Genomic DNA, 25,798 nt, shown 5'->3' on the forward strand with positions numbered 1-25,798 from the left:
AAGTGCGGCGGCGTGGTGCGGCCGTATGGTCAACGGGTCACTGTGACGTCAGGCACCTGGCGTTCGCTGCACGGGCGGGGGCTGCATGGTTCTGGAACTGCTGAAAAACGTCATCCTGCTGATTGCCCTGTGCTGGGTTCATGGCCTGATTACCCGCTATGTGGATGAACGCTCGCCCCTGGGCAAAGGCTTGTCCGGTATTTTGTTTGGCGGCATTTGTATCCTCGGCATGATGGCGCCGATGACCTTGGCCGACGGGCTGATTTTCGATGGCCGCACGGCGGTGTTGAGCATGGCTGCCTTTTTTGGTGGCCCGCAGGTGGGGCTGATTGCCGGTGCCATTGCCGGCGCTTACCGCGCTTGGCTCGGCGGTGTCGGCATGTTGCCCGGGTTGCTGAATGTGCTGATGCCCGTGCTGATGGGCTTGCTCTACAGGCGCCTGTACCGGCGTGGACGGGTGGCCTTCAACCTGCCGAACCTGCTGCTGTTTGCCATCGCCGTGCAAGTGTTGCAGGTGCTCAATCTCACCCTCTTGCCTGCGCCAAAGTTTGCCCTGTTTATGCAGGATGCGGTCTGGGTGCTGTTTGTCCTGCTGGTGCCGCTCACCCTGTTCCTCGGTCTGTTGCTCAAGGACGCCCACGTGCAACGGCGTGACCGCCTGGCCTTGTTGCAGAGCGAAGCGCAGTTGCGCGCGATCACCGAAGCGGTCCCTGACCTGTCGCTGGTGATGGACGAAGATGGCCGCTACCTGAAGATCAAGTCACCCCAGACTGACCTGCTGCTGGACGGCGGTCAGGGGCTGCTCGGCAAGCGTCTGCTGGATGTGATGCCGGTGCAGCAGGCCGAGTTGTTCATGGATTTCATCGCCCGGACCTTGGCCAGCGAGCAGCCGCAGACGCTGGAGTACGAGCTGAAGACTCCGATAGGGCAGCGCATGTTCGAGGCCCGCGCACGGCGTATGGATGCCCGCTTCAATGGCAAGCGGGCCGTGGTGTTTATGGCGCGCGACATTACCGAACGTGCGGAGATGGAACGCGAACAGCGCATCGCCGCCATCGCCTTCGAGACGCAGCAGGGCATGATAGTCACCGATGCGCAGACGCGTATTCTCAAGGTTAACCGCGCCTTTACCACGATCAGTGGTTATGAGCCGCAGGACGTGATTGGTCAATCCACCCGCATGCTCGGCTCCGGCCGCCAGCCGCCTGAGTTTTACCAGCAGATGTGGCGGACAATTAATGAAGAGGGCCAGTGGCAGGGGGAAATCTGGAACCGCCGCAAAAGCGGAGAAATCTTCCCTGAGTGGCTGTCGATCAGCGCTGTGCGCGATAAGGCCGGGCGGGTGACCAACTACGTGGCCTCACTGACCGATATCAGCGAACGCAAGGACGCCGAAGAGAAAATTCAGCACCTGGCGTTTTATGACCCGTTGACCAGCCTGCCCAACCGCCGCTTGCTACGCGACCGTCTGCAACAGGCCGCTGCCTTGAGCCGGCGCAACGGCCATTTCTGCGCCCTGATCTTCCTTGACCTGGACGACTTTAAAAACGTCAACGACCTGTATGGGCATCAGGCCGGTGATGAGCTGCTGTGCCAGGTGGCGCAGCGCTTGAAAAGTAGCCTGCGCGAACTGGACACCGTGGCCCGTTTGGGCGGTGACGAGTTTGTGATCATGCTTGAAGGGTTGGAGCCTCAGCCTGAGGAAGCTGCCGCTCAGGTGGAGCATATCGGCAGTAAGCTCATGCTCGCGCTGCGCGAGCCGTATCGGGTGAGTGAGCACCAATTGTTCAACAGTGCCAGCCTGGGTGTGGTGTTGTTCAACGATGAAGCGCATAACGTGGACGAGTTGATGCAGCGCGCTGACCTGTCGATGTACAACGCCAAGTCGGCGGGTAAAAACGCCCTGAGTTTTTATGACCCGCTGATGCAGGAAATGGTCAGTCAGCGTTTGCAGTTGGAACATGACATGCGCCGAGGCTTGTCCGAAGGTGAATTTGTGCTCTATCTGCAGCCACAAATGAACCACCTCGGTGAGTTGCAAGGCGCGGAAGCGCTGGTGCGTTGGCTGCATCCGCAGCGAGGTTTGCTGGCCCCGGCCCTGTTTATCGAGATTGCCGAGCGCAGCGGGCTGATCGCCGAGCTTGATCTGTACATCTTCAAGCAAGGCTGCCAGTTACTGGCGCGCTGGGCTGCGCAGCCTGCGTTTGCCGGGCTCAGCCTTGCGGTGAACACCAGCAGCCGTTTGCTCTACAAGGACGATTTTATTGCACAAGTGCAGCGCATTCTGGCCGAGACCCAGGCCAACCCCCGCCAGTTAAAACTGGAAATCACGGAATCACTGCTGCTCAGCGATAAACATGAGGCCGCCCTGCGTATGCAGGCCTTGCAGAGCCTCGGCATTCGTTTCTCGATTGATGATTTTGGTACGGGCTACTCCTCCATGGCCTACCTGCAACAACTGCCCCTCAATCAGCTGAAAATTGATCAATCGTTTGTCCGTGTACTGCCTGAGATCAGCAGCCTGGCGATCGTGCGGGCCATCATGGCGTTGGCGCACAGCCTGGGTCTGGAAGTCATCGCCGAAGGTGTGGAAACCCAGGCGCAGTGGGATGTACTGCGCGACAACGGTTGCCAGTTCTTTCAGGGCTATCTGTTTAGCCAGCCGATGGCAGTGGCGGCTTTTGAATCAAAGCAATGGCATGAACAGCCCTTAAACGCCGGGCGAGTGGGCTGAAGTGTCGGGCGGAAACGGCTCAGTCGAGTCATGCCTAGCCTGCTGATGGCTCGGCATTGCAGTGGATAAGGGGCAATGTTCAGAGGCGTGTACGGGGCTTTTTTGTGAGGCTGAGATGAGCATTAAACGACGCGACTTTCTCAACGGGGCGGCGCTGACGATTGCCGCCGGTCTGGTGCCGTGGCGCTTTTTGCGCGCCGAGTCGCGCGTCTATCCACCGGCGTTGACGGGCTTGCGCGGCAGCCATGTGGGCAGCTTTGAGGTGGCGCATCAGCTGGGCTGGGAGCGCAAGGTGTTCGCCACCGATCACCTGCCCCAACATGAAGACTATGACCTGGTGGTGGTGGGTGCTGGCATCAGTGGCTTGGCGGCCGCCTGGTTTTACCGTGAACGTCACACGCAGGCGCGCATTCTGCTGCTGGATAATCATGACGACTTCGGTGGTCATGCCAAACGCAACGAGTTTCGTGTGGGCGGTCGTTTACTGCTGGGCTATGGCGGCAGCGAATCGCTGGACTCGCCCAAGGCCAATTTCAGCGCCGAGGTGCAGCGCTTGTTGGCGGCGCTGGGGATCAAGCTGGAGCGCTTTCATCAGGCCTTTCAGCATCGCCTGTATAACGAGTTGGACAGTGCGGTGTTCTTCGATCAGCAGACCTTTGGCGAAGACCGGTTGGTCGTCGGCGAGCCGGATGCAGACAGTGATGAAGAACCCGACTGGGCCGGTTTCATTGGCCAGTTCCCGCTGCCTGAAAGCGACCGCGCCGCCCTGCTGGCGCTGTATGCGGGTGAACAGAATTACCTGCAGGCGCTGCCGCTCGATGAGCGTGAGGCCTACCTCGACAGTTTGAGTTACCACGCTTATCTCAAGCGCCATGTCGGCCTTTCGGACAAGGCTATCGCTTACTTTCAGCAGCGTTCCAGCGACGAATACGGCTACCGCATCGACTTTCTACCGGCCAGTTACGCGCGTTATGCCGGCTATCCGGGCTTTGCCGGCCTGGGCCTGGAGGAGGATGATAGCGAAGAAGAGCCGTACATCTACCACTTCCCCGATGGCAATGCCGGTGTCGCCCGGCTGTTGGTGCGTGACCTGATCCCGGCGGTGGCCGCCGGGCAGGGTATGGGCGATGTGGTGCTGGCCGCCTTCGATTACAGCCGTTTGGACCGCCCCGAGCACAGTGTGCGCCTGCGCCTGTCGAGCACCGTCGTCAGTGTGCGCAACCGTGAGGGCGGCGTGGATGTCGGCTACAGTCAGGCGGGACAGCTTTACCGGGTGCGCGCCCGGCATTCGGTGCTGGCTTGCTACAACATGCTCATTCCTTACATTCTGCGCGACCTGCCGGCCCGTCAGGCGCAGGCGTTGGCGCAGAACGTCAAATTGCCCATGGTCTACGCCAACGTGGTGATTCGTAATTGGCAGAGTTGGGTCGAGTTGGGTATGCAGGAGGTGTACGCGCCGGGCATGCCCTTCAGCCTGATGAAGCTGGATTACCCGGTGGATCTGGGCGGGTATCAGGCGCCGAATGATCCTGAGCAGCCCATCTGCCTGCATCTGGTGCATGTGCCGCATGCGCCGGGCGTCGGCCCGGACCTGCGCACGCAGGCGCGGGCCGCGCGCATGCAGATCTACACCAGCACCTTTGCCCACTACGAAGCGCAAATCCGTGATCAGTTGCAGCGCGTGCTCGGTGGCGGTGGTTTTGATCATCAGCGCGACGTGTTGGCCATCACGGTCAACCGCTGGCCGCATGGCTATTCCTACTACAGCAATCCCCTGTTCGATGGCCCGGACGGTGGCGCGGCGCTGATGCAGCGGGCGCGTCAGCCTTTGGGCGCGGTGACCATTGCCAATTCCGATGCTGGTTGGGACGCTTACCTGCATGCGGCCGTGGATCAGGCCTGGCGTGCGGTCAATGAACTTACCTAGTCCGTCTTTGGGTGCAAGCTAGCTTTAAATAGTGGTCAATCGTGACTGAAATAGTCTTAGGCACGTGAAAACGCACTAGCCGGCCCCGGTTTGGCGAACAGGTAGCCTTGAAAGCGCCTGCAGCCCATGCCTTGCAGGGCCTCGTATTGCGCCTGAGTTTCTACGCCTTCGGCGGTTACGCTGAGATTGAGGTTGGCTCCCAGCGCCAGGATGGTGCGCACGATGGCGGCATCGCTGGGGTGTTCGAGCAGGTCGCGGACGAAGGATTGGTCGATCTTCAGCTTATCCAGCGGCAGGCGTTTGAGGTAGTTGAGTGAGGAGTAGCCGGTGCCAAAATCATCCAGCGCCAGGTGCACGCCACGTGCTTTTAGCTGACTCATCTTGTCGATCAGCGTTTCCACATCCTCCACCAGTTGGCTTTCGGTCAGTTCCAGCTCCAGACGTTCAGGCTTGGCGCCGCTTTCCGCGAGGGCAGCAAGCACGTCTTCAATAAAATCGGGGTGGTGGAACTGCCTGGCGCTGACGTTGACCGCCAGTGTCAGGTGCGCCAGCTGTGAATCATTGGCCCATGCCACCAGCTGTTGGCACGCCGCACGCAAGATCAGGCGACCCAGCGGCAGAATAAGCCCCGTGCTTTCAGCCAGGGGAATGAATTCGCCCGGCGGCACCAGCCCGCGTATAGGGTGCTGCCAGCGGACCAGGGCCTCGGCGCCGACCAGTTGCCCGTGAGCATCCACCTGGGGTTGGTAGTGCAGGATAAAGTCGTGCTGGTCGAGGCTCTGGCGCAGGTCGCTTTCCAGGCTGGCGCGGGCGCTGACTTCGGCCTGCATCGCCGGGTCGAAAAAGCGCAACGCGTTGCGGCCGGCAGCTTTGGCCTGGTACATGGCCATGTCGGCACGCTTGAGTACCTCGTCGACCGTACTGTCCTCCTTGGGGAACAGGGCGACGCCGATGCTGGCCGTGCTGATATAGCTGCGGCCTTGCAGGGTGTAGGGCACGGCGAGCGCCTTAATGATCTTGTTGCCGACGTGTTCAACCTGTTGGCCGGCCTGTTCAGGCTTCAGGCTCAGGCCTTCGAGCATCAACACAAACTCATCGCCGCCGAGACGAGCCAGGGTGTCCTGGGCGCGCACATGGCTGCTCAGGCGTTCGGCGACCTGCTGCAGCAACTGATCGCCCATGTCGTGGCCAAGGGTGTCGTTGAGGTCTTTGAAATTGTCCAGGTCGATAAACAGCAATGCGCCCTGTTGCAGGCCGCGGGCATGCTTGGCCAGGGCCTGTTGCAGGCGGTCGAGCAGTAGACGGCGGTTGGGCAGGCCGGTGAGTGGATCGTAGAAGGCCAGCTGGTTGATTTTTTCGAGGTTCTTCTTGTGTTCGGTGATGTCAGTGGAGATGCCGCATAGCGCGTAAATCTTGCCGTGATCGTCGCGCAGCGGCAGCTTGACCGAGAGAAAGGCGTGCTGCGTGTTGCCGTCCAGGCTGCGATTGATTTCCTCGGTCTGCACCCGTTCGCCGAGTGTGAGTACGCGACTGTCGTTGTCATACAGGTTGGTTGCAGTGTCGATGTCGAAGAACTGTTCATCGGTCTTGCCAATCACCTGCTCAAGGTTCTGGCCGAACAGCTCGCAGACCTTGCGGTTGGCATATTGGTAACGCAGCTGCACATCCTTGATGTAGATGTACGCCTCGACGCTGTCGAGGATGGTGTTCAGGCGTGCTTCGCCGGCCTGCAGGTGGCGGGTTTTCTCGTGCACCTGGCGGCGTAACAGCCATGCGCCGCCCAAGGCAGCAATCAGCAGCAGTGCCAGGGTCGTCAGTCCCCACCAGACACCCGTGGGGATCAGCAGGCGTGGCCGCTCACTGCCCCAGCGCAGCAGGGTTTGGTAGTACACAGAGGACGGCGAGTTCTGCCAGTTCGCCAGGTGCTGATCGATGGCGGCCAGTAAATCGGCGTTTTGCCCTTTGCGGGTTGCGTAGAACAGCTGCGCAGGCTGAAACATGATTGAGGAGCTTTGCAGCCGGTAGCTCGGCGCATGGAAATCACCAAAGCGCTGGTTGGCGACTACGGCGTCGGCATGCTCGTCCGCTACCAGGGCAAACCCTTGCTGCAAGCTGGGTACGCCGATCAATTGCGCTTTCAAGTCGAAGCTGTCCAGCAGCCCACGCAGGTAGTCCTCCTGCACCGAGCCTTGCAGGACGGCAATGCGCAGGTCTTTGAGGTCGAGTACTGATTTCAGCTGCAGGTTCTCGTTGCTATACACCTGCGACCAGCTGACCAGCGAAGGCACTGTGTGAAAGTCGAGTACCTGCGCGCGGCTGTCGTTATAGGCCACGTCCGGCATCAGGTCGATCTCGCCGCTCTGCGCCAGCTCCAGGCATTGCTGCCACTCGCAGGGCCTTGGTTGCAGTTGCCACTTTTCCTGGCGGGCGATCTCATTCAGCAGCTCGCCGAGGATGCCGGAAAGTTTGCCCTCTTGATCCAGTAGAATTTTCGGCTCGTTGGCGTAGACCCCCACGCTGACCGCACGAGACTGCGCGCCGCTATAAGGCGTGACCGTGAAACCCACGGTGAAGAGCAGCAGGGCGATGAGATGTCGAGTGAGCAGGCGCATCATGCGTGGGGCTACTTCTATGCAAAGTCCGTAGCCTAACGATAGCCAGAATATGGCCTGGGGTGTGGCGGGATGATGGCGACGAGCGATTTGCCGCGTGATGGGTCGTCAGGCGTGGCTCAGTAGGCCCAGCCTTGATAGATATAGGTCATGGGTTTTGGCCCTTTGAGGTAGCGATTGCTCAGCTCGCCAATCTGAAATCCGCCGGCTGTGATCAACGCCGGGATATCGCGATTGAGGTGGCAGCCACCGGCTAACGGCTTCCACAGCGGGGTCAGGCGGTTCTGCCAGCGCAGCACGGGCAGCTCGGGAGCCAGGCCGTGTTCGCAGAACAACAGGCGACCGCCAGGTTTGAGCACGCGGCGCATTTCTTTCAGTGCGGCTACAGCATCAGGAATGGTGCACAGGGTAAAGGTGCAGACGATGCTGTCGAAGCTGGCGTCGTCGGCCTGAATCTGCCCCAGTTCGAGGGCAATCATTTCTACTGGAATGCTGATCGCGGCGGCCCGTTGCCTGGCCAGTTTCTGCATATCGGCGCTGGGGTCGACGCCAATGATCACACTGACCTTTGCGGCATCGTAGAAGGCCAGGTTAAGGCCGCTGCCGATGCCGATTTCCAGCACCCGGCCATGGGCCTGGGGCACCAGTTGCGAGCGGGCTTTCATCACCGCGCCCATGCCGCAGGCGAAGTCGATCAGGTGTGGCAGCAGGTAGCGGTCATACAGGCCCACGGGTTGCCCTCGGCAGAGTTATTCGGCGTCGTCTGGCAGATCACTGTTGTCGCCGCTGACAGCGGCAAAACACTTGATCAGGTGCACGCCGGCCGTACCGCTGATGCGCCAGGCGTCGGCCTCACCATCAAAACGTGCGGCGATTACCTGGGCCAGGTTGAAATGCCATTTGCGCAGGGCGCGGCCGTCCATGCATTCGATGCTCAGCAGCGGCGCATCGTCAGTGGGCGTGGTGCCGGCATGGTGTTGAGCCAGTTGATCGTCGTTGAGGCTGAACTGCCAGGCATGCAGCTCGTCGATTTCCAGCATATCGGCGCCACTCAGGGCGCTGATCAGGTCGTGCGGGGTGGTGCTCATAGGTCGATGGCTTCTTGTTGTTAGCGGCCGAGACGGCGCAGTTGGTCTGATTCGATCACGCGAGTGCCGGCATCCTCTTCCAGTGCCAAGCGCCACAGCGCGCGGGCCAGTACGGTGGCTTCAATGCCACGGTACTTGCCCGGTAACCAGCGCATAAAGGGCGCGGCCAGTCGCTCGCCAAGGCGAAACTCTTGGCGGGCGCCCAGCAGTAACGAAGGGCGGACGATGGTCAACTGCGGCCAGCCTTGCGCGCGCAGGGCTTGCTCCATTTGGCCTTTGACCTTGTTGTAGAACACGGTGGAGTTGGCATCTGCACCGAGGGCGCTGATCACCAGCAGGTGACGTGCGCCGAGGGCGCGTGCGCGTTCGGCGAAGGCGAGCACCAGGTCATGGTCGACCGCACGAAAAGCCTCTTGCGAGCCAGCCTGTTTAATCGTGGTGCCCAGGCAGCAGAAGGCGGTATCGACCTTGCCGCTCAGTTCCGGCAGCAAGGTCAGCAGTTCGCCTTGCGGGTTTTCCAGGTGTGCATGGGCCGCCAAAGGGCGACGGCTGGGGGCCAGTACGCGGGCGACGGTGGGCTCGTTCAGCAGGCGATCCAGCAGGTGTTCGCCGGTCAGTCCGGTGGCACCTGCGAGGAGGATGTGCTGGGGTGTTAAATACATAGTGTGAGGTTCTCCGCTGATATCAATCAGCTTATCAGGCCGTTGGTGGCGCGCATGGCTGTTAGCGGTTGACCGCAGATTGTGCCTCAAGTGCATTGTTCAGGGCGCGCTCGGCCTGTTGTTCGCGCAGCGTACGCCATTGTGCGAGCACCGCTTTTGCAGGCCAGATCTGCGGCTCGGAGGGTTCGAAACCGTCGGCTTTTTCGCGTTCGGCAACGCTGGCCTGGGCCAGCTTGAAGGCACGCTGCAGGTCGTCGGTTTGCTGCAGGGCTTCGGCGAACAACGCGCGGCCGAAGTAGGTGAAATCGTTTTCTTCCGAGCAACCGAAGGACACGCGGTCTGCGCGCGCAGCGGTGATGATCAGGGTCTTGTCATCCTGCAACTTTGGGATAAAACCACCGGAGTAGCAGGCCGAGATCACCAGCACCTTGTGCCGATCCTTAAGTGGTTCGAGCAGGGCTGCCAGCTCACTGGCCGGCAGGTCATCGAGCTGCATGCGTGGCTGGTCGAGGTTCAGCTCGTGTTGCGCTGAACCGTGACTGGTCAGGTAAATAAAGATCAGGTCTTCCTTGCCGCTGCGCTCTGCCAGGGCTTGAATGCTGCGGCTCAAGCTGGCGCTAGTGGCCAGGGGGCGATCGGTCAGGTGGTCACGGTGGTTGACCAAGGTGATCAGACCGTGGGCGGCGAAGCGTTCCTGCAGCAGCTTGCCGACATAATCGGCTTCGCGCATGAATACACTTTGCTTGCCGTCACCCGCCAGGGTCAGGGCATACAGCTCGATAGCCGGTGTTGAGGCAGGCAGCTTCGCGATGGCGGCGTCAAGCAGGCGGCCTTGCTCCAGCACGCCGGTGGCCAGGGCGTCCGGTATGGCCTTGCCCTGGGCATCACGAATCAGTCGGCCGTTCTGCCAGGTGCCGCTTTGCTGAGTACCATCGGCCAGGGTCAGGCTACCATTGCCCTGGTAGCTGCCGTAGGCGAAGTTGCCTTGATAGGCACTGCCGTCGGCCAGGGTCAGGTGACCTTCACCGTGGTAGCTCCAATCGTCGAATTGGCCTGCGTAATGGCTGCTGTCGCTGCCCTTGAATTCGCCTTTGCCGGTGAGGCTGCCGTTCACAAAGCGGCCACTCCAAACGTCGCCAGCGGCGCTTTGGTAGCGCCCCTTGCCGTGGAACTGGTTATGACGGAACTGGCCGATGTACAGGTCGCCATCCGCATTCTTGAAGCTGCCCTGGCCGTTAAGTTGGCTGTTATCGAAGGTGCCGGTGTACGTATTGCCTTCGGCGTCGGTGAGCACACCCTGGCCGTCGGGTTCGCCTTGTTTGAACTGGCCCTGGAAGCTGGCACCGTTACTCCATTGCAGTTTGCCCAGCCCGCTGTATTGACCCTTACTGAACTCCCCGCGGTATTCCAATTGGCTGCTTTCCAGGTGGCCTTCGCCGCTGGGCCTGCCGTTGATAAAACCGCCCTCGTAACGGCTGCCATCGCTGTAGGTGAGGCTGCCTTGGCCGTGGAAGTCTCCGTTCTGAAACTCGCCGCTGTAGAACTCGCCGTGCTTGCTGCGCCATTCGCCCGGGCCGTTGAACTGACCGTCCTTGAACAGCCCGTCGTAGTAACTGCCATCGCTGTAATCCAGGCGCCCAGGACCTTGCAACAGGCCGTCGACAACTTCGCCACGGTAGCGACCACCATCAGGCAGCACGGCATTGGGGGGCAGTAAGGGTTCGCCATCGCCGCAAGCGGCCAACAACAGGGCGAGACTCAGAGGGGCCAGGCGGGCGAGCGTACGCATGCGGAAAATCCAGGCTGGAAGGTCGATGCCGAGTATGCCTTAACACGCCCGGAGTGCCGTGATTGAGCGCACCGTCGGGCATTTAAAAATACAAAAGGCGCACCGCAGATGCAGGTGCGCCTTGATCCGGCAGCGGTAATCAGACGAAGCAGAGGGTCAGTGGCTCGGCGATGTAGGCGGGTTTTTCCGAGCCTTCAATCTCCAGTACCACTTTGGCCTTGAGCAGCCATTGGCCTGGGTTCTTCTCGGTGGCATCCGTCAGCGTCACCACCAGGCGGACTTTGGAGTTGACCTTCACCGGCTGGATAAAGCGCACGCTGTCCAGGCCGTAGTTGACGGCCATCTTCAGCCCTTTAGGCATAATCATGATGCCTTCCATCAACTTGGGCACCAGTGACAGCGAGAGAAAGCCGTGGGCGATGGTGGTGCCAAAGGGGGTGAGTTTGGCTTTTTCCGGGTCGACGTGGATGAACTGGTGATCACCCGTGCATTCGGCAAACTGGTTGATGCGTTCCTGGTCGATGGTCAGCCAATCGGAACGGCCGAGCTCTTTACCGATATAGCTGGGCAATTCAGCGGCGGGTACTGATGTCATGGTTTCTCCTTGAAGACGCAAGTGTTGTTTTTTTGGGGGCGTAAAATCCTTCTGCCCTAAGATCATCATGGGTTCGACGCAGGGTCAAGTGCCTATTGCGATGGGACAAGGTATGCCGTTGGCTCGTGCGCAACCGCTGTAAACCGGCCCTTGCCGGGTGCTTCTGCTTATAATGCGCGGCACTGCGTCTGGGATCATACGATTCGGAGATTACCCATCATGCTGCTACGCGGCCTTTCCTGGCTGGTGCTGTGCCAGTTGCTCGGCACTGCGCTGAATGTCCTGTTGATCCCAATTTTGCCGGGGCCAATCATCGGCATGTTGCTGTTGTTCGTCTTCCTGCTGCTGCGCGGAGAAGTCGGCGAGCCGCTGCACCTGGCCTCCACCAGCCTGCTGAAATACCTGCCGCTGCTGCTGGTGCCGCCAGCAGTGGGGGTGATGGCCTATGCCGAGGACATCTTTGCCGACTTCTGGGCGATTGCCGGTGCGCTGTTGCTGTCGCTGCTGATCTCCATCGTCTTCGCTGGCTGGCTGATGCAGAAGCTGATTGATCGCCAACAACGCCGGGAGGACGCATGAGTCTTGACTGGCACGCCGCCTGGCAGGCGTTGATCCATCACCCGCTATTTGGTGTAGGCATCACCCTTGGGGCCTATCAACTGGCGATTGCCGCCTACGAGAAAACCCGCTGGGTGTTTCTGCAGCCGGTGCTGCTATCGATGCTTGCGGTAATCGGCATTCTTTTGGCCTGCGGCCTGACCTTTGCCGAATACAAAGACAGCGCTGCGGCGTTGACGCTGTTTCTCGGGCCAACCACGGTGGCGCTGGCGGTGCCGCTGTTCCTTAATCTGCGGCGAATTCGCCAGCTGTTCTGGCCGACCCTGATCACCCTGCTGGTGGCCGGCGTGGTTGCGACTGTATTGGGGATTACCCTGGCCTGGGCCTTCGGCGCCGAGCAGATCATGCTGATGAGTATGGCGCCCAAGTCGGTGACCTCGCCGATTGCCATGCTGGTGGCCAATCAGATTGGCGGGATTGCTGCCCTGGCCGCGGTGTTTGTGATGATCACCGGGATCATCGGCGCCATCATCGGCCCGGCGCTGCTTAAGCGCTGTGGCGTGCATCACCCGGCTGCACTGGGCATGGCCCTGGGCCTGACCGCGCATGCGGTTGGCACCGCCCGTGCGCTGCAGGAAGGTGAGGAGTGCGGCGCGTTTTCAGCCCTGGCGATGAGCCTGATGGGCGTATTCACAGCTGTGCTGCTGCCGCTGGCGATTCTGTTGTGGCTATAAGGAGGTGTGTGTGACCCTGCCGCTGTTTCCACTGAACACTGTGTTATTTCCCGGCTGCATGCTCGACTTGCAGATATTCGAAGCACGCTACCTGGACATGGTCAGCCGCTGCATGAAGCAAGGACAGGGCTTTGGTGTGGTGTGCATCATTGATGGCGCCGAGGTGGGCGAGGCCGCGGGGCAATTCTCGGCGATCGGTTGCGAGGCGTTGATTCGCGATTTCGAGCAGCGGCCCAATGGCTTATTGGGGATTCGCGTCGAGGGTGGTCGGCGTTTTCGCGTGCAGCGCGCGCAGGTGCTGCCGGATCAGTTGACCCTGGGCGACGTCGAGTGGCTGGACGAGCAGCCGGAGCAGCCGCTGGAGGCTGAGCATGCGGATTTGGCAGCATTGCTCGGTGCACTGAGCGCTCACCCGTTGGTGGCATCACTGGGCATGGCGAGTGCGCCAGCGGGCCAGGAGGCCCTGGCCAATCAGCTGGCCTACCTGTTGCCGCTGGACGCCGAACAGAAGCTGCAACTGCTCGAAATGCCGGACGTGCAGCTGCGGCTAGAACGGTTGCAGGCGTTGCTGGAGCTGCTGCAGGGCGGTCATCAGTAGCGATACAGCAGCAGGCCGGTGGACAGCTGCCAGGTGGCGATGCCGCCGAGCAGCGCCAGAATCGCCGGCAGCAATAGCCACCAGACTCTTGCCGTCAGAGCAGGCAGTGGTGCGCGCCATTGCACCAGCGCCAGGCTCAGGGCGCAGAAACAGCCCGCCAACATGGCCCCGGCGATGATGTCGCTGGGCCAATGCACCCCGAGGTAGACCCGAGAGAGCGCGATTGCCGCCGCCGGCAGGCTGGCCAGCAGCAGCCACGTCAGACGCATGCGTGGCGGTTGGCCGCGACCCGCGAGTATGCCGAGCAGCAGAAAGAAGGCAAAAGCCGCTGAACTGTGGCCGCTGGGGAAGCTGAAACTGCCCAGTGGTTCCAGCAGTACATCTGGACGGCTTCGCGCAAACAGTGCTTTTAGCGCGCCATTCGCCAGGGCGGTGCCAAGCGTGGCGCCGATGGCCAGGCACAGGCTGCGCCACTGTCGGGTAGCCAGCAGAATCAGGCACAGCAGCACTGCCGCCGCCACTTGAGTGTGCAGGTCGCCGAGGTGGGTAATCAGCACCATCAGTGTATCGAGGTTGCTGCTGCGTTGTTCCTGCACCAGGGCCAGCAGGCCCTGATCAAAGTGGCTGAGCAGCGGCCAGCTGAACATCATGCTGACCAGCAGCACCAGGCAGGCGCCGGCCGCCAGCAGGCTAGCGTGGCGTTGCCCGCGCATGCTGCCTTGAATGCTCAGGCCGACCACGATGGCCACGCCTGCCGCTACGGCGCCGGCCTGCGGCCAGAACCCTTCTGGCAGCGGCAGGCGCAAGGCGGCACCCGTGGCCCAGCCCGGCAGCATGTAGGCTATGGCCCAGCCGGCGGCGGCCAGTAGGCTGACGGCGATAAAACGCGGGAGCGGCATGTTCAGCATGCCGGCGACCATCGGTAGCATCGGCCGCAGCGGGCCGATATAACGGCCGACCAACAGGCTGGCGACGCCGTAGCGCTGAAAATAAACCTCGGCCGCGCTCAGCCATTGGGGGTGGCTGCGCAACAACGGCAGGCGGCGAATATCCTGATGAAAATAGCGGCCGATACCATAGGACAGCGCGTCACCGAGCAAGCCGCCGAAGTAGGCCAATAGCAGGGTTTCCCAGAGTGACAGCGCGCCGTTACCGGCCAGGACTGCCACGGTAAACAGCAGAATGGTGCCCGGCACGATGATGCCGGCAATGGCCAGGCATTCGACGCAGGCAATGACAAAGATCGCCAGGCCCAGCCATTCGGGGTTGGCGCTTAGCCACAGGGTTAGGGTGTCGAACCATTGGCTCATCGGTGGTCATCCGTGGGGGTTAGCAAGTAGTAGTCTTGGCCGGCCTGTTGGCCGCGCCGTAATGGGTTGCGTGTGCAGTGACGGGCAAAGGCAGCATCGACAAACCGGTACGGCAGCAGTTCATCCCGGCCGTGGGGAATGCCCAGGCGCGCGCATTGCACAACGTGTTGCGGGCGCTCGCCGAGGTCTTCGACAAACAGGCGCTGCTCATCGAAGGGCTGAGCATCCCAGTCCGGCACTTTCAGGCCTAGGGCCTTGCACAGCAGCGTCTGCCCTGCGCAGAGGGTTGCAGTGCTGCGTGGCCGGCCTTGGGCGTCGGGATTGTTTTTTTGCATTTGCATCAGTGCGTCTGCGCCGCTGTGGGCATCCTGCCAGGGGTAGGCAGATTTGATCAGTACCGCATTGCCTGGGCCTTGGGCGCTGAAGTTCAGCGAGTCGCCGCCGCGTGCGTAATACATATAGATATGTCCGCCCTCCATAAACAGTGCGCGGCGTTTGTGGGTGTAGCCGAGTGAGGCATGGCTGCCTTTTTCGCTCAGGTAATAGGCCTCGGTTTCGATAATGCGCGCGCTTAGCCATTGCTCGCCGTGGCGATGGCGAATCACTTTACCGAGCAGCTCGCGGGCCAGTAGGCGCGCATCGCGGTCGAAGAAGCTCGCGGGCAATGCCCGGCCCCGGGGCCAGGGCAAACTAAGGTTGGGATCGGCTGACATGCGGTGTTGTGCTTACTCGGCAGGGCATAGGCTGGGATTGTTGCCGTATCAGGTGCTCAACAGCGCACCGTTTAAAGGCCTGCGATCATAACAATAAGAGTCTTAACCATGTCTGAACGTGCTCGCGTCAGCAGTGCCCATATCAGCCCCAGCGCCCACTACACCGGCTATATCTGGTATCGCCATCAGCTGGCCGATGCCGCTTTCGTGACGGGCTTCGGGCGGTTTGTGCATGGCTTACTCAGCCCCATTACCTGGGGCGCGCGGGTCGGGTTCGGGCTGGATATTGAGCAGTTTCTGCTGCAGCGGCACTTGCAGATCGACGCGCAGCTGACGGCGGCGATTGAGCAGGGCGGCGTGTGCCAGGTGGTCGAGATCGCCTGCGGCCTGTCGCCGCGTGGCCGGCGTTTTACCGCGCGTTACCCGCAGCTGCGCTATGTTGAGGCGGACCTACCGGTAATGGCCGCGCGCAAGCGCCTGCTGCTGAATGCAGAAGGCTGGCTGGGCAGTCAGCATCAGGTGCGTGCGGTGGATATCCTCGCCGAGGAGGGAGGTAAAAGTCTGGCGGCGCTGTTCGCCGAGCTGGATCACAGCAAGCCGGTGGTGGTCATCACCGAAGGCTTGGTGAACTACTTCGAGCTGGCGCTGATCGAGTCATTCTGGACGCGCCTGGCCGACCAGCTGCGGCAGTTCCCGCAGGCTACCTACTTGACCGAGCTGTACCCCGATCTGCGCGAGCACCCACGTTACCGCCAGTTACGCTGGGGCGTCGACCTGATCGGGCGGCTGACCCGTGGCAATTACCCGCTGCATTACCGCAATGATCAGGCGATTGTGCAGGGCTTTCAGCGCTGCGGTTTCGGCCAGGTCGAAGTCTTCGACCCGAGCCGCACGGCCCAGGCGCTTGGCCTGGCGCCATCGCGTAATGCCGGGCTGGTGCGGGTGATTGAGGCGCGGGTCTAAGAGTCTGTTTTGAGCGCGGTATTGCCGGCGCTAAACAGCTCCGGAGCAGGCGCTAGGCGCAGGCCGCTGCCGGCAGGGGCTGCCGTTGAAAGTGCGTGGCCAGCGCCTGGCTGGCGTGCTGATCGCTGTGCGGGAAGACAAAGGCCAAGCCGTTTTGATCATGGCGCAGTGCGAGTATGGGCTGTGCGGGCAGGTCTTTGCAGAGGAGCAGCCAACCGCGGCCGCTTCTGATAGTCGGCAGGTTGCCCTGCAGTAAACCGCCGAAGAAGCCCAATTCACTGATGTCCACCCGCCATTCACCACCTTCGGCATGTTGCAGGCGCGCTTGGCGCTGGCTGGGCGGCAGGCGCGGCTCGTGGCGCTTTTCCAGCTGCAGCAGCTGCGGGTTGCTCAGCAGGCTGCTGCCCGGGCTGCGGCTCGGCAGGGCGTCACCGCGCAGAAACGGGTTGTACAGGCTGGCGCAGGCGTCGCGCTGTTCAAACTGGGCCAAGTGGTCGGCGTTGTGGATCAGCGCGCAAGTGGCCTGGTCGCAGGCGGCGGCAAAGTGCGCGTGCTCCCAGGGTTGGGTGAAGTGGTCATATTCACCGGCCAGCACCAGGGTCGGGCAGCTGGGGTGCAGATGAAAGCCCTGAAAATCCAGCAGGCGCTGGCTGTTCTGCCGGTAGCGCTCGATATCGGCGGCTGGCAAGCGCTGGATCTGCCGCAGCAGTGCCTTGCGAAATACCGGGGCAACGCCGGTCTGTTCCAGGCGCAAAGGGTTGAGCAGGCCGGTCAGCGCACCATGGGCAAAGGCCTCGCAGCGCCCTTCGGCCAGCAGCGCAAGGCCTTCTTGTAACAGCAGGCGCGCGCCGGGACGGCCGAAGGCGGTGATCCCGGCCAGCAGCACACGGGCGCAGCGCTCTGGGTGACGGGCGGCAAACAGCGCGGCCAGGGCCGAGCCGTAGGATAGGCCGATGGGCATCAGCGGCGGCAGGTCGAGTTCCTCGGCGAAGGCGGCGATCAGGTCGGTCAGCTGTTCCAGGCTCAGGTCGGGCACCAGTTGCAGGTTGCCGCCCTGGCTGGGCAAGTCGAGCAGGATCACCGGGTGCTCGCCGAGCAGTTCGCTGACTTCGGCTGCAAACGAGCGAAAGCTCTGGAATGCGCCGCCCAACAGCAATACGGGCGGGCGAGTGTCGTGGCTGCGGCAGGCATAGGCCTGGTAGTGCAGGCGCAGGTCGCCTATATGCAGCACCTGTGGGGCTTCGTTAAGTTGTGCGGCGCAGTAGTCGGTACGGTAATGCATGCTGATCCCACCCCGGCGGTCGGCCGCCTGTCTTGCTTGTGATGGCAAGGTAAACATTCGGACGGTTTTTGTTTACCTAACCTTCGGGCGGCTGATGGTCCGTGATGTCACTGTTTCTTCCGGTGGCTTGCTGTGTGGGGCTTGGCGGCGTTACCGCGGGTTGTGGCGAACGCAGTGTCTACCGTCCGCCGCGCAGCGCTGGGCGTGGAGCGGCGCGACCGTTATACTCAGCGACTTTTTTCAACCGCCAGACCTGCCAAGACAATGACTGAGTCCGTGCTCGACTATATGACCCGCCTGGGACAGGCCGCCCGCAGCGCCTCGCGTGTGCTGGCGCGCGCCAGTACCGCGCAAAAGAATCGTGCCCTGCAGGCCGCCGCCGCCGCGCTGGATGCCGCGCGCAGCGATTTGACTGCCGCCAACGAGCTGGACCTGGCCGCCGCGCGCGCCAATGGCCTGGAGCCGGCCATGGTTGACCGTCTGGCGCTGACGCCGGCGGTGATCGACTCGATGATCGAAGGCCTGCGTCAGGTCGCCACCTTGCCCGATCCCATCGGCGAGATCCGCGATATGCGCTACCTGCCGTCGGGTATTCAGGTCGGCAAGATGCGCGTGCCGCTCGGTGTGATCGGCATCATCTATGAGTCGCGGCCGAACGTGACCATCGACGCCGCCAGCCTGTGCCTGAAGTCCGGTAACGCCACCATCCTGCGTGGCGGCTCTGAGGCCATTCATTCCAACCAGGCGATTGCTCGTTGCATTCAGCTTGGTCTGGCTGAAGCCGGTTTGCCCGCAAGCGCCGTGCAGGTGGTGGAAACCACTGATCGTGCCGCCGTTGGTGCGCTGATCACCATGCCGGAATTTGTTGACGTGATTGTGCCGCGTGGCGGCAAGGGTCTGATCGAGCGCATCAGCCGTGACGCCAAGGTGCCGGTGATCAAACATCTGGATGGCGTATGCCACGTCTATATCGACGTCGCCGCCGACCTCGACAAGGCCATTCGCGTTGCTGATAACGCCAAGACCCATCGCTACTCGCCGTGCAACGCCATGGAAACCCTGCTGGTACATGCCGCGGTGGCTGACAAGGTGTTGCCGCCGCTGGCGGCGATCTACCGCGACAAAGGTGTTGAATTGCGTGGCGACGCTGCGACCCGCGCGCTCCTAGGCAGCGACGTGCTGGAAGCGAGCGAAGACGACTGGTTTGCCGAATACAACGCGCCGATTCTGGCGATTCGCATCGTCGACTCGCTGGATGCGGCTATCGAGCACATCAACCATTACGGCTCGCAACACACCGACGCGATCATCACCGAGAACTTCAGTGATGCGCGGCGCTTCCTCACCGAAGTGGATTCCGCCTCGGTGATGGTCAACGCGTCGACTCGTTTCGCTGATGGTTTTGAATACGGCCTGGGCGCGGAGATCGGTATTTCTACTGACAAACTGCACGCGCGCGGCCCGGTTGGCCTGGATGGGCTGACCAGCGAGAAGTACGTGGTGTTTGGCGACGGACACATTCGTACCTGATGGCCAAGCGCAGCGGCGCCCGACGTACCGACGCCCGACGCATCGGTCTGCTAGGCGGCACCTTTAATCCGGTGCATATCGGCCATCTGCGCAGCGCTGTGGAAGTGGCCGATGCGCTGCAGCTTGATGAGTTGCGTCTGATCCCGAGCGCGCGGCCGCCGCACCGCAGCGCACCAGAGGTCAGTGCTGAGGATCGCCTGGCCATGGTCAGGTTGGCGGTAGCCGATGCCGGGGTGCTGCAGGTGGATGATCGCGAGCTGCAACGCGACAAGCCGTCCTACAGCATCGACACCCTGGAGTCGTTGCGCAGTGAGTTGGCAGCGGATGATCAGCTGTTTCTGCTGCTGGGCTGGGATGCCTTCTGCGGTTTACCCAGTTGGCAGCGTTGGGATGAGTTGCTGCAGCACTGCCATATTCTGGTGCTGCAACGGCCGGATGCCGACAGTGAAGCGCCCGAGGCGCTGCGCAATCTGTTGGCGGCGCGCAGTGTGAGTGCCCCGTCGGCCCTGAGTGGGCCGAGTGGGCAGATTGCTTTTATCTGGCAGACACCTCTGGCGGTGTCGGCTACCCAGATCCGTTCGCTACTGGCGAGCGGAAAGTCGGCACGTTTTCTGGTGCCTGACGCGGTACTGGCCTATATCCATGCCCACGGACTGTACCGTGGCGCGAATTGAACACGAGGCAAACGAGTTAGTTATGACAAACGCAAAAATGCAGAGCGAAGAGCTGGTCAAATTGGCCATCAGCGCTCTGGAAGAAATCAAGGCGCAGGACATCACCACCATCGATGTGCGCGGCAAGACCAGCATCACCGATTTCATGCTGATCGCCAGCGGCACCTCCAGCCGTCACGTCAAGTCGCTGGTCGACAACGTGCTGGAGAAGGTCAAAGAGCAGGGCGTGCGCCCGATCGGTACTGAAGGCATGGATACCGGCGAGTGGGCACTGCTCGACCTCGGCGACATCGTGGTTCACGTGATGCTGCCGACAGCTCGCCAGTTCTATGACCTTGAGCGTCTGTGGCAAGGTGCTGAGCAGAGCCGTGCGCAGTTCAGCGCCGAGCCGGGCCCAGAGCAGGAATAAGGACGCGCAGCGGTGCGGATCAAACTGATCGCCGTCGGCTCGCGGATGCCACGCTGGGTGGAAGAGGGCTGGCAGGAATATGCCAAGCGCATGCCCAGCGAGCTGTCCCTGGAGCTGGTGGAAATTCCACTGACCACGCGCGGCAAGAATGCCGATGTGGCGCGGATGATCCGCCAGGAAGGCGAGGCCATGCTGGCCAAGGTGCAGCCTGGGGAACGCATTGTCACCCTGGAAGTCGAAGGGCGACCCTGGAGCACCGAGCAGCTGGCGGTCGAACTCGACAAGTGGCGCCTTGATGCGCGCACCGTCAACCTGATGGTCGGCGGCCCGGAAGGGCTGGCACCTGAGGTGCAGGCGCGCAGTGAGCAGCGCTGGTCGTTGTCGCCGCTGACCCTGCCGCACCCCTTGGTGCGGATTCTGATCGGCGAACAGATGTATCGTGCCTGGACCGTGTTGTCCGGCCACCCTTACCACAAATAACTAGCAGCCATCGATGCCGCAACCAATCCGCCTCAAAGACCACGAGAAAGACGGCCGCCTAATCCGCAAACGCGCGGTGGTTGGTGCTGTGGTGGTTTTGTTGCTGACCTCGGTACTCGTGGCGCGCATGTATTACCTGCAGGTGGTGCAGTTTGAGCACCACACCACCCTGGCGGAAAACAACCGCATCCACGTGCAGCCGATCCCGCCGAACCGTGGGCTGATCTACGACCGCAACGGGGTGATCATCGCCGATAACCGGCCCAGCTTCAGCCTGACCCTGACCCGCGAGCGCGCCGGTGACTGGCCGCAGGTGCTCGATGTGATTGTCGAGGTGCTGGAACTGGGCCCGGATGAGCGCGCGCTGTTTGAGCGACGTGTGCGTCAGGGGCGGCGACCGTTTGAGCCGGTGCCGGTGCTGTTCGAGCTGAGCGAGGAGCAGATTGCCCGTATCGCGATCAATCAGTTCCGTCTGCCTGGCGTTGAGGTCTCCGCGCAGCTGGTGCGGCATTACCCGCTAGGCGAGCATTTTGCCCATTCGGTGGGGTATGTCGGGCGGATCAACGAGAAAGAGCTGAAAGAACTCGATCCGGTGGCCTACAGCGGTACGCACCATATCGGCAAAACCGGTATCGAGCGTTTCTATGAAGACGAGCTGCACGGTGAAGTGGGTTACGAGGAAGTCGAAACCAACGCCCGTGGCCGCGTGCTGCGCGTGCTCAAACGTACTGACCCGCTTCCCGGCAAGGACATCGTGCTGAGCCTCGATATCCGCTTGCAGGAGGCCGCTGAAAAGGCCCTGGCTGGTCGCCGTGGTGCGATTGTGGCCATCCAGCCACAGACCGGTGAGGTGCTGGCGATGGTCAGTCAGCCAAGTTTCGATCCCAACCCCTTCGTTACCGGGATTGGCTTCAAGGCTTACGCCGACCTGCGCGATTCCATCGACCGTCCGCTTTACAACCGCGTATTGCGCGGCCTCTATCCGCCCGGCTCGACTATTAAGCCGATGGTCGCGGTGGCCGGTCTGGATGCTGGCGTAGTCACGCCGCAGACCCGGGTGTTCGACCCCGGCTTCTATCAGTTGCCCGGCCACAGCCACAAATATCGCAACTGGAACCGCACGGGCGACGGCTCGGTGGATATGGATTACGCGATCATGCGCTCCAATGACACCTACTTTTACTCACTGGCGCACAAGATGGGCATCGACCGCATGCATGACTACATGACCCGTTTCGGGCTGGGTCAGCGCGTGTCGCTGGACATGTTTGAAGAAACCGCCGGGCTGATGCCTTCGCGGGACTGGAAGCGCGCGCGTTATCGGCAGGCCTGGTACCCGGGCGAGACGCTGATTCTCGGTATCGGTCAGGGCTATATGCAGACCACGCCGCTGCAACTGGCACAGGCCACGGCACTGATGGCCACGCGCGGCAAGTGGATTCGCCCGCACCTGGCCAAGACCATCCAGGGGCGCATCCCCACAGACCCCAACCCACTACCGGATATCGTGCTCCGTGATCCGAAGTTCTGGGACGCCGGTATCAAGGGCATGGTGTCGGTCATGCACGGCCCGCGTGGCACCGCGCGCAAGGTCGGCGATGCCGCGCTTTACCGGATTGCCGGCAAGAGCGGTACCGCTCAGGTGGTGGCGATCAAGCAGGGTGAGAAATACGACCGCAGCAAGGTTGCCGAGCGTCACCGTGACCATGCGCTGTTTGTGGCATTTGCTCCGGCAGATAACCCGCAGATTGCCGTGTCAGTGATGGTGGAAAACGGCGAGTCCGGCTCCGGGGTCGCTGCACCGGTGGTCAAGCAGGTCATCGATGCGTGGTTGCTGGATGAAAACGGTCAGTTGAAAGCCGAATACGCTCCGCCAGTGGCGGCTGAGGTCGCTGCGCCATGAACAGTAATTTCGACCGCAACCTGTCCTCCGAAGACCTTCTGCGCCGCCGCGCAACCATCCTGCAGCGCCTGCATATAGACGGCATTCTGCTGTTGCTGCTGTTGATTCTGGCCACCGGCAGCCTGTTTATCCTGTATTCGGCCAGTGGCAAGAACGTCGACTTGCTGATGAAACAGGCAAGCTCCTTTGGTATCGGCTTGGTCGGCATGTTGATCATCGCCCAGTTCGAGCCGCGCTTTATGGCGCGCTGGGTGCCCTTGGCCTATGTCGGCGGTGTCGCCTTGCTGGTGGCGGTGGACGTCATGGGCCATAACGCCATGGGCGCCACGCGCTGGATCAATATCCCCGGGGTGATTCGCTTCCAGCCCTCGGAATTTATGAAGATCATCATGCCGGCGACCATCGCCTGGTACCTGTCCAACCGCAGTCTGCCGCCACGCCTCAAACATATCTGCATCAGCCTGGCGATGATCATCGTGCCCTTTGTGCTGATTCTGCTGCAGCCGGATCTGGGTACTTCGCTGCTGATCATCGCTTCCGGTGGCTTCGTACTGTTTATCGCCGGGCTGCAATGGCGCTGGGTAATTGGTGCGGTGGCGGCGGTGGTGCCGATTGCCATCGGCATGTGGCTGTTCGTTATGCGTGATTATCAGAAACAGCGCGTGCTGACATTCCTCAACCCGGAAAGCGATCCGCTGGGCAGTGGCTGGAACATCATCCAGTCCAAGGCGGCGATTGGTTCGGGTGGGGTGCTCGGCAAAGGCTGGCTGCAAGGCACCCAGTCGCACCTGGATTTTCTGCCGGAGAGCCATACCGACTTTATCATCGCGGTGCTGGCCGAAGAATTCGGCCTGGTCGGTGTGTGTTTGTTACTGCTGGTGTACATGCTGTTGATCGCGCGCGGGCTGGTGATTACCGTGCAAGCGCAGACGCTGTTCGGTAAGCTTCTCGCCGGCGCGCTCACCATGACTTTCTTCGTTTATGTCTTCGTCAATATCGGTATGGTCAGCGGCCTGCTGCCGGTGGTGGGGGTTCCGCTGCCCTTCATCAGCTATGGCGGCACCTCGCTGATCACCTTGTTGGCAGGGTTTGGGATTTTGATGTCGATCCACACTCATCGTAAGTGGATGACACAGGCGTGATTGGGATTATGAATTCAATGCAAAACGCGCGTGGTTGGATGGTTCGTACTGCACCTTGGCTGGCGTTGGCCGGGGTGTGCGCAGTGGCTCAGCCCGCGCTGGCTGGGGATTATCAGCAGTCACCGCAGGTGGCTGAGTTTGTCGGCGAAATGACCCGTGACTATGGCTTTGCCGGTGAGCAGCTGGTCGAGCTGTTCGCCCAGGTCGAGCGCAAACAGGCGATCCTTGATGCCATCTCGCGTCCGGCAGAAAAGGCTAAGCCGTGGAAGGATTATCGGCCGATCTTTATCACCGACAAACGTATCAGCAAGGGTGTTGAGTTCTGGAAGCAGCACGAAGAAACCCTGGCTCGCGCTGAGGCTGAGTATGGTGTGCCGGCGCAAGTGATTGTGGCCATTATCGGGGTGGAAACCTTCTATGGCGGTAACACCGGTAGCTGGCGGGTGATGGATGCTCTGTCGACCCTGGCCTTCGATTACCCGCCGCGTGCGCCGTTCTTCCGCAAGGAGCTGCGCGAGTTCCTTCTGCTGACCCGTGAAGAACAGGTCGAGCCACTGAGCATGACCGGCTCTTACGCCGGCGCCATGGGGCTGCCGCAGTTTATGCCGAGCAGCTTCCGCGCCTACGCCGTGGATTTTGATGGCGATGGCCATATCAATATCTGGAACAACCCGGCGGATGCCATCGGTAGCGTCGCCAGCTACTTCAAACGTCACCATTGGCAGCCGGGACAGCCGGTGGTCAGTGCCGCGACTGTCAAAGGCGTGCGGGCCGAAGAGGGGCTGACGGTTGGGCTCGATCCGGTGAAAACTGTTGGTGAGCTGCGTGCGTTGGGTTGGACCAGCGCCGACCCGCTGGCTGACGATTTGCCGGTAACGGCCTTCCGTCTGGAAGGTGCTGATGGCGCTGAGCACTTGCTAGGCCTGCCGAACTTCTTTGTAATCACCCGCTACAATCGCAGTGTGATGTATGCCATGGCGGTCAATCAGCTGGCCGAGTTGCTGGTTGATGCACGGGGTAAGAATTGATGTCGCGTTTGCCTTTTAAATGGGCTGCATGCGGCAGCCTGGCGCTGCTGCTGGCCAGTTGCTCGTCCACCCGTGCGCCGCAGCCGGTTGCACCGGTGCAGCAGCCGGGTGGTGCGATTTCCGGGCCGGGAGATTTCAACCGTCCGCACAAGGATGGCGCACCCTGGTGGGATGTCGACGTATCGCGGATTCCTGATGCGATACCGATGCCGCACTACGGCCCTGTCAAGGCCAGTCCTTACACTGTATTCGGCAAGCAGTACTACCCGATTCCCGATGCCCGTCGCTATCAGGCGGTCGGTCCGGCGTCTTGGTATGGCACCAAGTTTCACGGTCAGGCCACCGCCAATGGTGAAACCTACGACCTGTACGGCATGACCGCTGCACACAAAACCCTGCCGTTGCCGAGTTATGTGCGCGTCACCAACTTGGAAAACGGCAAGAGCGCGATTCTGCGGGTTAACGACCGTGGGCCGTTCTATTCCGATCGGATTATCGATTTGTCCTTCGCCGCAGCGAAGAAGCTCGGCTATGCCGAAAGTGGCACCGCGCGGGTCAAGGTTGAAGGTATTGACCCGCACGAGTGGTGGGCTCAGCAAGGCCGTCCGGTACCCATGGTCTTGGCCGCCCCGCAGCAAGTGGCGCAGGCTCAGCCAATCGCGCAACCGATCGCGCAGCCGGTTGAGCAGTATTCACCCCCCCCGCAGCAGCATGCCGCCGCGGTGCTCCCCGTGCAGATTGACGCAAAAAAAAACGCTTCAGTCGGAGCCTCTGGCCTGTATCTCCAAGTGGCCGCCTTCGCCAATCCGGACGCTGCGGAGCTTCTCAAAGCCAAGCTGAGCGAGACGGTAGCTGCACCCGTGTTCGTCAGCTCAGTGGTGCGCAACCAGCAGATATTGCACCGCGTGCGCCTGGGGCCGGTGAGCAGCCAAAGCGAGGCTGAGCAGCTGCAGAGCAGCGTACGCCTGGCCAATCTTGGCGAGCCAACCCTGGTCAAGCCTGACTAATACGGCACTTCTGCAGCATCTGCGGGACTAAACACTCAACTCCGGCCATTCACGGGTGGT

General features: G+C 61.5%; 23 protein-coding genes. 14 read left to right on the top strand and 9 right to left on the bottom strand.

Annotation, left to right across the window (positions count from 1 at the left end; all coding sequences use genetic code 11):
- Nucleotides 1–85: 85 nt before the first annotated feature.
- Both HCI85_RS19390 and HCI85_RS19395 read left to right on the top strand, forming a co-directional pair.
- On the top strand, nt 86–2,734 hold the full coding sequence (locus HCI85_RS19390; RefSeq protein WP_167147303.1) for an EAL domain-containing protein: 2,649 nt from the start codon (nt 86–88) through the stop codon (nt 2,732–2,734).
- A 115-nt stretch (nt 2,735–2,849) separates the two neighbouring features.
- The gene (locus HCI85_RS19395) at nt 2,850–4,661 is read left to right on the top strand and encodes an FAD-dependent oxidoreductase (RefSeq protein WP_167147306.1); all 1,812 of its coding nucleotides are present in this window, start codon (nt 2,850–2,852) and stop codon (nt 4,659–4,661) included.
- Between the two features lie 56 nt (nt 4,662–4,717).
- Here the strand turns inward: HCI85_RS19395 and HCI85_RS19400 are convergent, their stop codons facing one another.
- The 6 genes from HCI85_RS19400 to HCI85_RS19425 all read right to left on the bottom strand — a co-directional run bounded on the left by HCI85_RS19400 (nt 4,718) and on the right by HCI85_RS19425 (nt 11,407).
- Nucleotides 4,718–7,276 (bottom strand): EAL domain-containing protein, encoded by a 2,559-nt coding sequence (locus tag HCI85_RS19400; protein ID WP_241693820.1) that lies wholly within the window; start codon nt 7,274–7,276, stop codon nt 4,718–4,720.
- A gap of 116 nt (nt 7,277–7,392) precedes the next feature.
- Nucleotides 7,393–8,004 carry a class I SAM-dependent methyltransferase gene (locus HCI85_RS19405; protein WP_167147309.1) on the bottom strand — a complete coding sequence of 204 codons (612 nt, stop codon included), beginning with the start codon at nt 8,002–8,004 and terminating at the stop codon, nt 7,393–7,395.
- A gap of 18 nt (nt 8,005–8,022) precedes the next feature.
- A complete protein-coding gene (locus HCI85_RS19410; protein ID WP_160089216.1) occupies nt 8,023–8,361 on the bottom strand; it encodes a DUF5629 family protein in 339 nt (112 codons plus the stop codon).
- 20 nt (nt 8,362–8,381) lie between these two features.
- On the bottom strand, nt 8,382–9,023 hold the full coding sequence (locus tag HCI85_RS19415; protein ID WP_090255629.1) for an oxidoreductase: 642 nt from the start codon (nt 9,021–9,023) through the stop codon (nt 8,382–8,384).
- 61 nt (nt 9,024–9,084) lie between these two features.
- Nucleotides 9,085–10,812, bottom strand: a complete 1,728-nt coding sequence (locus HCI85_RS19420) for a C13 family peptidase (protein ID WP_167147311.1) — start codon at nt 10,810–10,812, stop codon at nt 9,085–9,087.
- A gap of 139 nt (nt 10,813–10,951) precedes the next feature.
- Nucleotides 10,952–11,407 (bottom strand): MaoC family dehydratase, encoded by a 456-nt coding sequence (locus HCI85_RS19425; RefSeq protein WP_090255625.1) that lies wholly within the window; start codon nt 11,405–11,407, stop codon nt 10,952–10,954.
- Nucleotides 11,408–11,626: 219 nt separating this feature from the next.
- On the opposite strand from HCI85_RS19425, the gene HCI85_RS19430 reads away from it, so the two are divergent.
- Genes HCI85_RS19430 through HCI85_RS19440 form a run of 3 tightly spaced genes read left to right on the top strand, consistent with a single transcriptional unit; the run spans nt 11,627 to nt 13,297 of the window.
- On the top strand, nt 11,627–11,986 hold the full coding sequence (locus HCI85_RS19430) for a CidA/LrgA family protein (RefSeq protein ID WP_160089210.1): 360 nt from the start codon (nt 11,627–11,629) through the stop codon (nt 11,984–11,986).
- Entirely contained in the window at nt 11,983–12,699 is a 717-nt protein-coding gene (locus tag HCI85_RS19435; RefSeq protein WP_167147314.1) for an LrgB family protein, read from the top strand. The genes HCI85_RS19430 and HCI85_RS19435 overlap by 4 nt, the downstream gene beginning before the upstream one ends.
- A gap of 10 nt (nt 12,700–12,709) precedes the next feature.
- Nucleotides 12,710–13,297: an LON peptidase substrate-binding domain-containing protein gene (locus tag HCI85_RS19440; protein ID WP_160089208.1), complete on the top strand. Its 588-nt coding sequence runs from the start codon at nt 12,710–12,712 to the stop codon at nt 13,295–13,297.
- On the opposite strand, the gene HCI85_RS19445 is transcribed toward HCI85_RS19440, so the two are convergent.
- Together HCI85_RS19445 and HCI85_RS19450 are read right to left on the bottom strand one after the other, a co-directional pair.
- Nucleotides 13,291–14,607 carry a bifunctional DedA family/phosphatase PAP2 family protein gene (locus tag HCI85_RS19445; RefSeq protein WP_167147317.1) on the bottom strand — a complete coding sequence of 439 codons (1,317 nt, stop codon included), beginning with the start codon at nt 14,605–14,607 and terminating at the stop codon, nt 13,291–13,293. The genes HCI85_RS19440 and HCI85_RS19445 overlap by 7 nt on opposite strands.
- Nucleotides 14,604–15,320: a DNA-3-methyladenine glycosylase gene (locus HCI85_RS19450; RefSeq protein WP_167147320.1), complete on the bottom strand. Its 717-nt coding sequence runs from the start codon at nt 15,318–15,320 to the stop codon at nt 14,604–14,606. Before HCI85_RS19450 ends, HCI85_RS19445 begins: the two co-directional genes overlap by 4 nt.
- Nucleotides 15,321–15,428: 108 nt before the next feature.
- Here HCI85_RS19450 and HCI85_RS19455 point away from each other — a divergent pair, with 108 nt between their 5' ends.
- Nucleotides 15,429–16,283: a class I SAM-dependent methyltransferase gene (locus HCI85_RS19455; protein WP_167147323.1), complete on the top strand. Its 855-nt coding sequence runs from the start codon at nt 15,429–15,431 to the stop codon at nt 16,281–16,283.
- Between the two features lie 52 nt (nt 16,284–16,335).
- Here the strand turns inward: HCI85_RS19455 and HCI85_RS19460 are convergent, their stop codons facing one another.
- A complete protein-coding gene (locus HCI85_RS19460) occupies nt 16,336–17,565 on the bottom strand; it encodes an alpha/beta fold hydrolase (RefSeq protein ID WP_167147326.1) in 1,230 nt (409 codons plus the stop codon).
- 264 nt (nt 17,566–17,829) lie between these two features.
- Here HCI85_RS19460 and HCI85_RS19465 point away from each other — a divergent pair, with 264 nt between their 5' ends.
- The 8 genes from HCI85_RS19465 to HCI85_RS19500 are packed head-to-tail and all read left to right on the top strand — an operon-like array spanning nt 17,830 to nt 25,738.
- Nucleotides 17,830–19,095: a glutamate-5-semialdehyde dehydrogenase gene (locus tag HCI85_RS19465; protein WP_160089198.1), complete on the top strand. Its 1,266-nt coding sequence runs from the start codon at nt 17,830–17,832 to the stop codon at nt 19,093–19,095.
- Entirely contained in the window at nt 19,095–19,769 is a 675-nt protein-coding gene (nadD, locus tag HCI85_RS19470; RefSeq protein ID WP_167147329.1) for a nicotinate-nucleotide adenylyltransferase, read from the top strand. The genes HCI85_RS19465 and nadD overlap by 1 nt, the downstream gene beginning before the upstream one ends.
- A 37-nt stretch (nt 19,770–19,806) precedes the next feature.
- The gene (gene rsfS / locus HCI85_RS19475) at nt 19,807–20,178 is read left to right on the top strand and encodes a ribosome silencing factor (RefSeq protein WP_160090215.1); all 372 of its coding nucleotides are present in this window, start codon (nt 19,807–19,809) and stop codon (nt 20,176–20,178) included.
- 12 nt (nt 20,179–20,190) lie between these two features.
- A complete protein-coding gene (gene rlmH, locus HCI85_RS19480; protein ID WP_160089194.1) occupies nt 20,191–20,658 on the top strand; it encodes a 23S rRNA (pseudouridine(1915)-N(3))-methyltransferase RlmH in 468 nt (155 codons plus the stop codon).
- Nucleotides 20,659–20,671: 13 nt separating this feature from the next.
- Nucleotides 20,672–22,561, top strand: coding sequence for a penicillin-binding protein 2 (mrdA, locus tag HCI85_RS19485; RefSeq protein WP_160089192.1), 1,890 nt, complete (start codon nt 20,672–20,674; stop codon nt 22,559–22,561).
- A gap of 38 nt (nt 22,562–22,599) precedes the next feature.
- Complete coding sequence (gene rodA, locus HCI85_RS19490) at nt 22,600–23,703, top strand: rod shape-determining protein RodA (RefSeq protein WP_176600658.1); 1,104 nt, start codon at nt 22,600–22,602, stop codon at nt 23,701–23,703.
- 17 nt (nt 23,704–23,720) lie between these two features.
- A complete protein-coding gene (gene mltB / locus HCI85_RS19495) occupies nt 23,721–24,731 on the top strand; it encodes a lytic murein transglycosylase B (RefSeq protein WP_167147902.1) in 1,011 nt (336 codons plus the stop codon).
- Nucleotides 24,731–25,738, top strand: a complete 1,008-nt coding sequence (locus HCI85_RS19500) for a septal ring lytic transglycosylase RlpA family protein (protein ID WP_090255590.1) — start codon at nt 24,731–24,733, stop codon at nt 25,736–25,738. The genes mltB and HCI85_RS19500 overlap by 1 nt, the downstream gene beginning before the upstream one ends.
- The last annotated feature ends 60 nt before the right edge of the window (nt 25,739–25,798 follow it).

The sequence above is a fragment of the Pseudomonas sp. OTU750018 genome (genome assembly GCF_011636575.1).
GTDB lineage: Bacteria > Pseudomonadota > Gammaproteobacteria > Pseudomonadales > Pseudomonadaceae > Aquipseudomonas > Aquipseudomonas peli.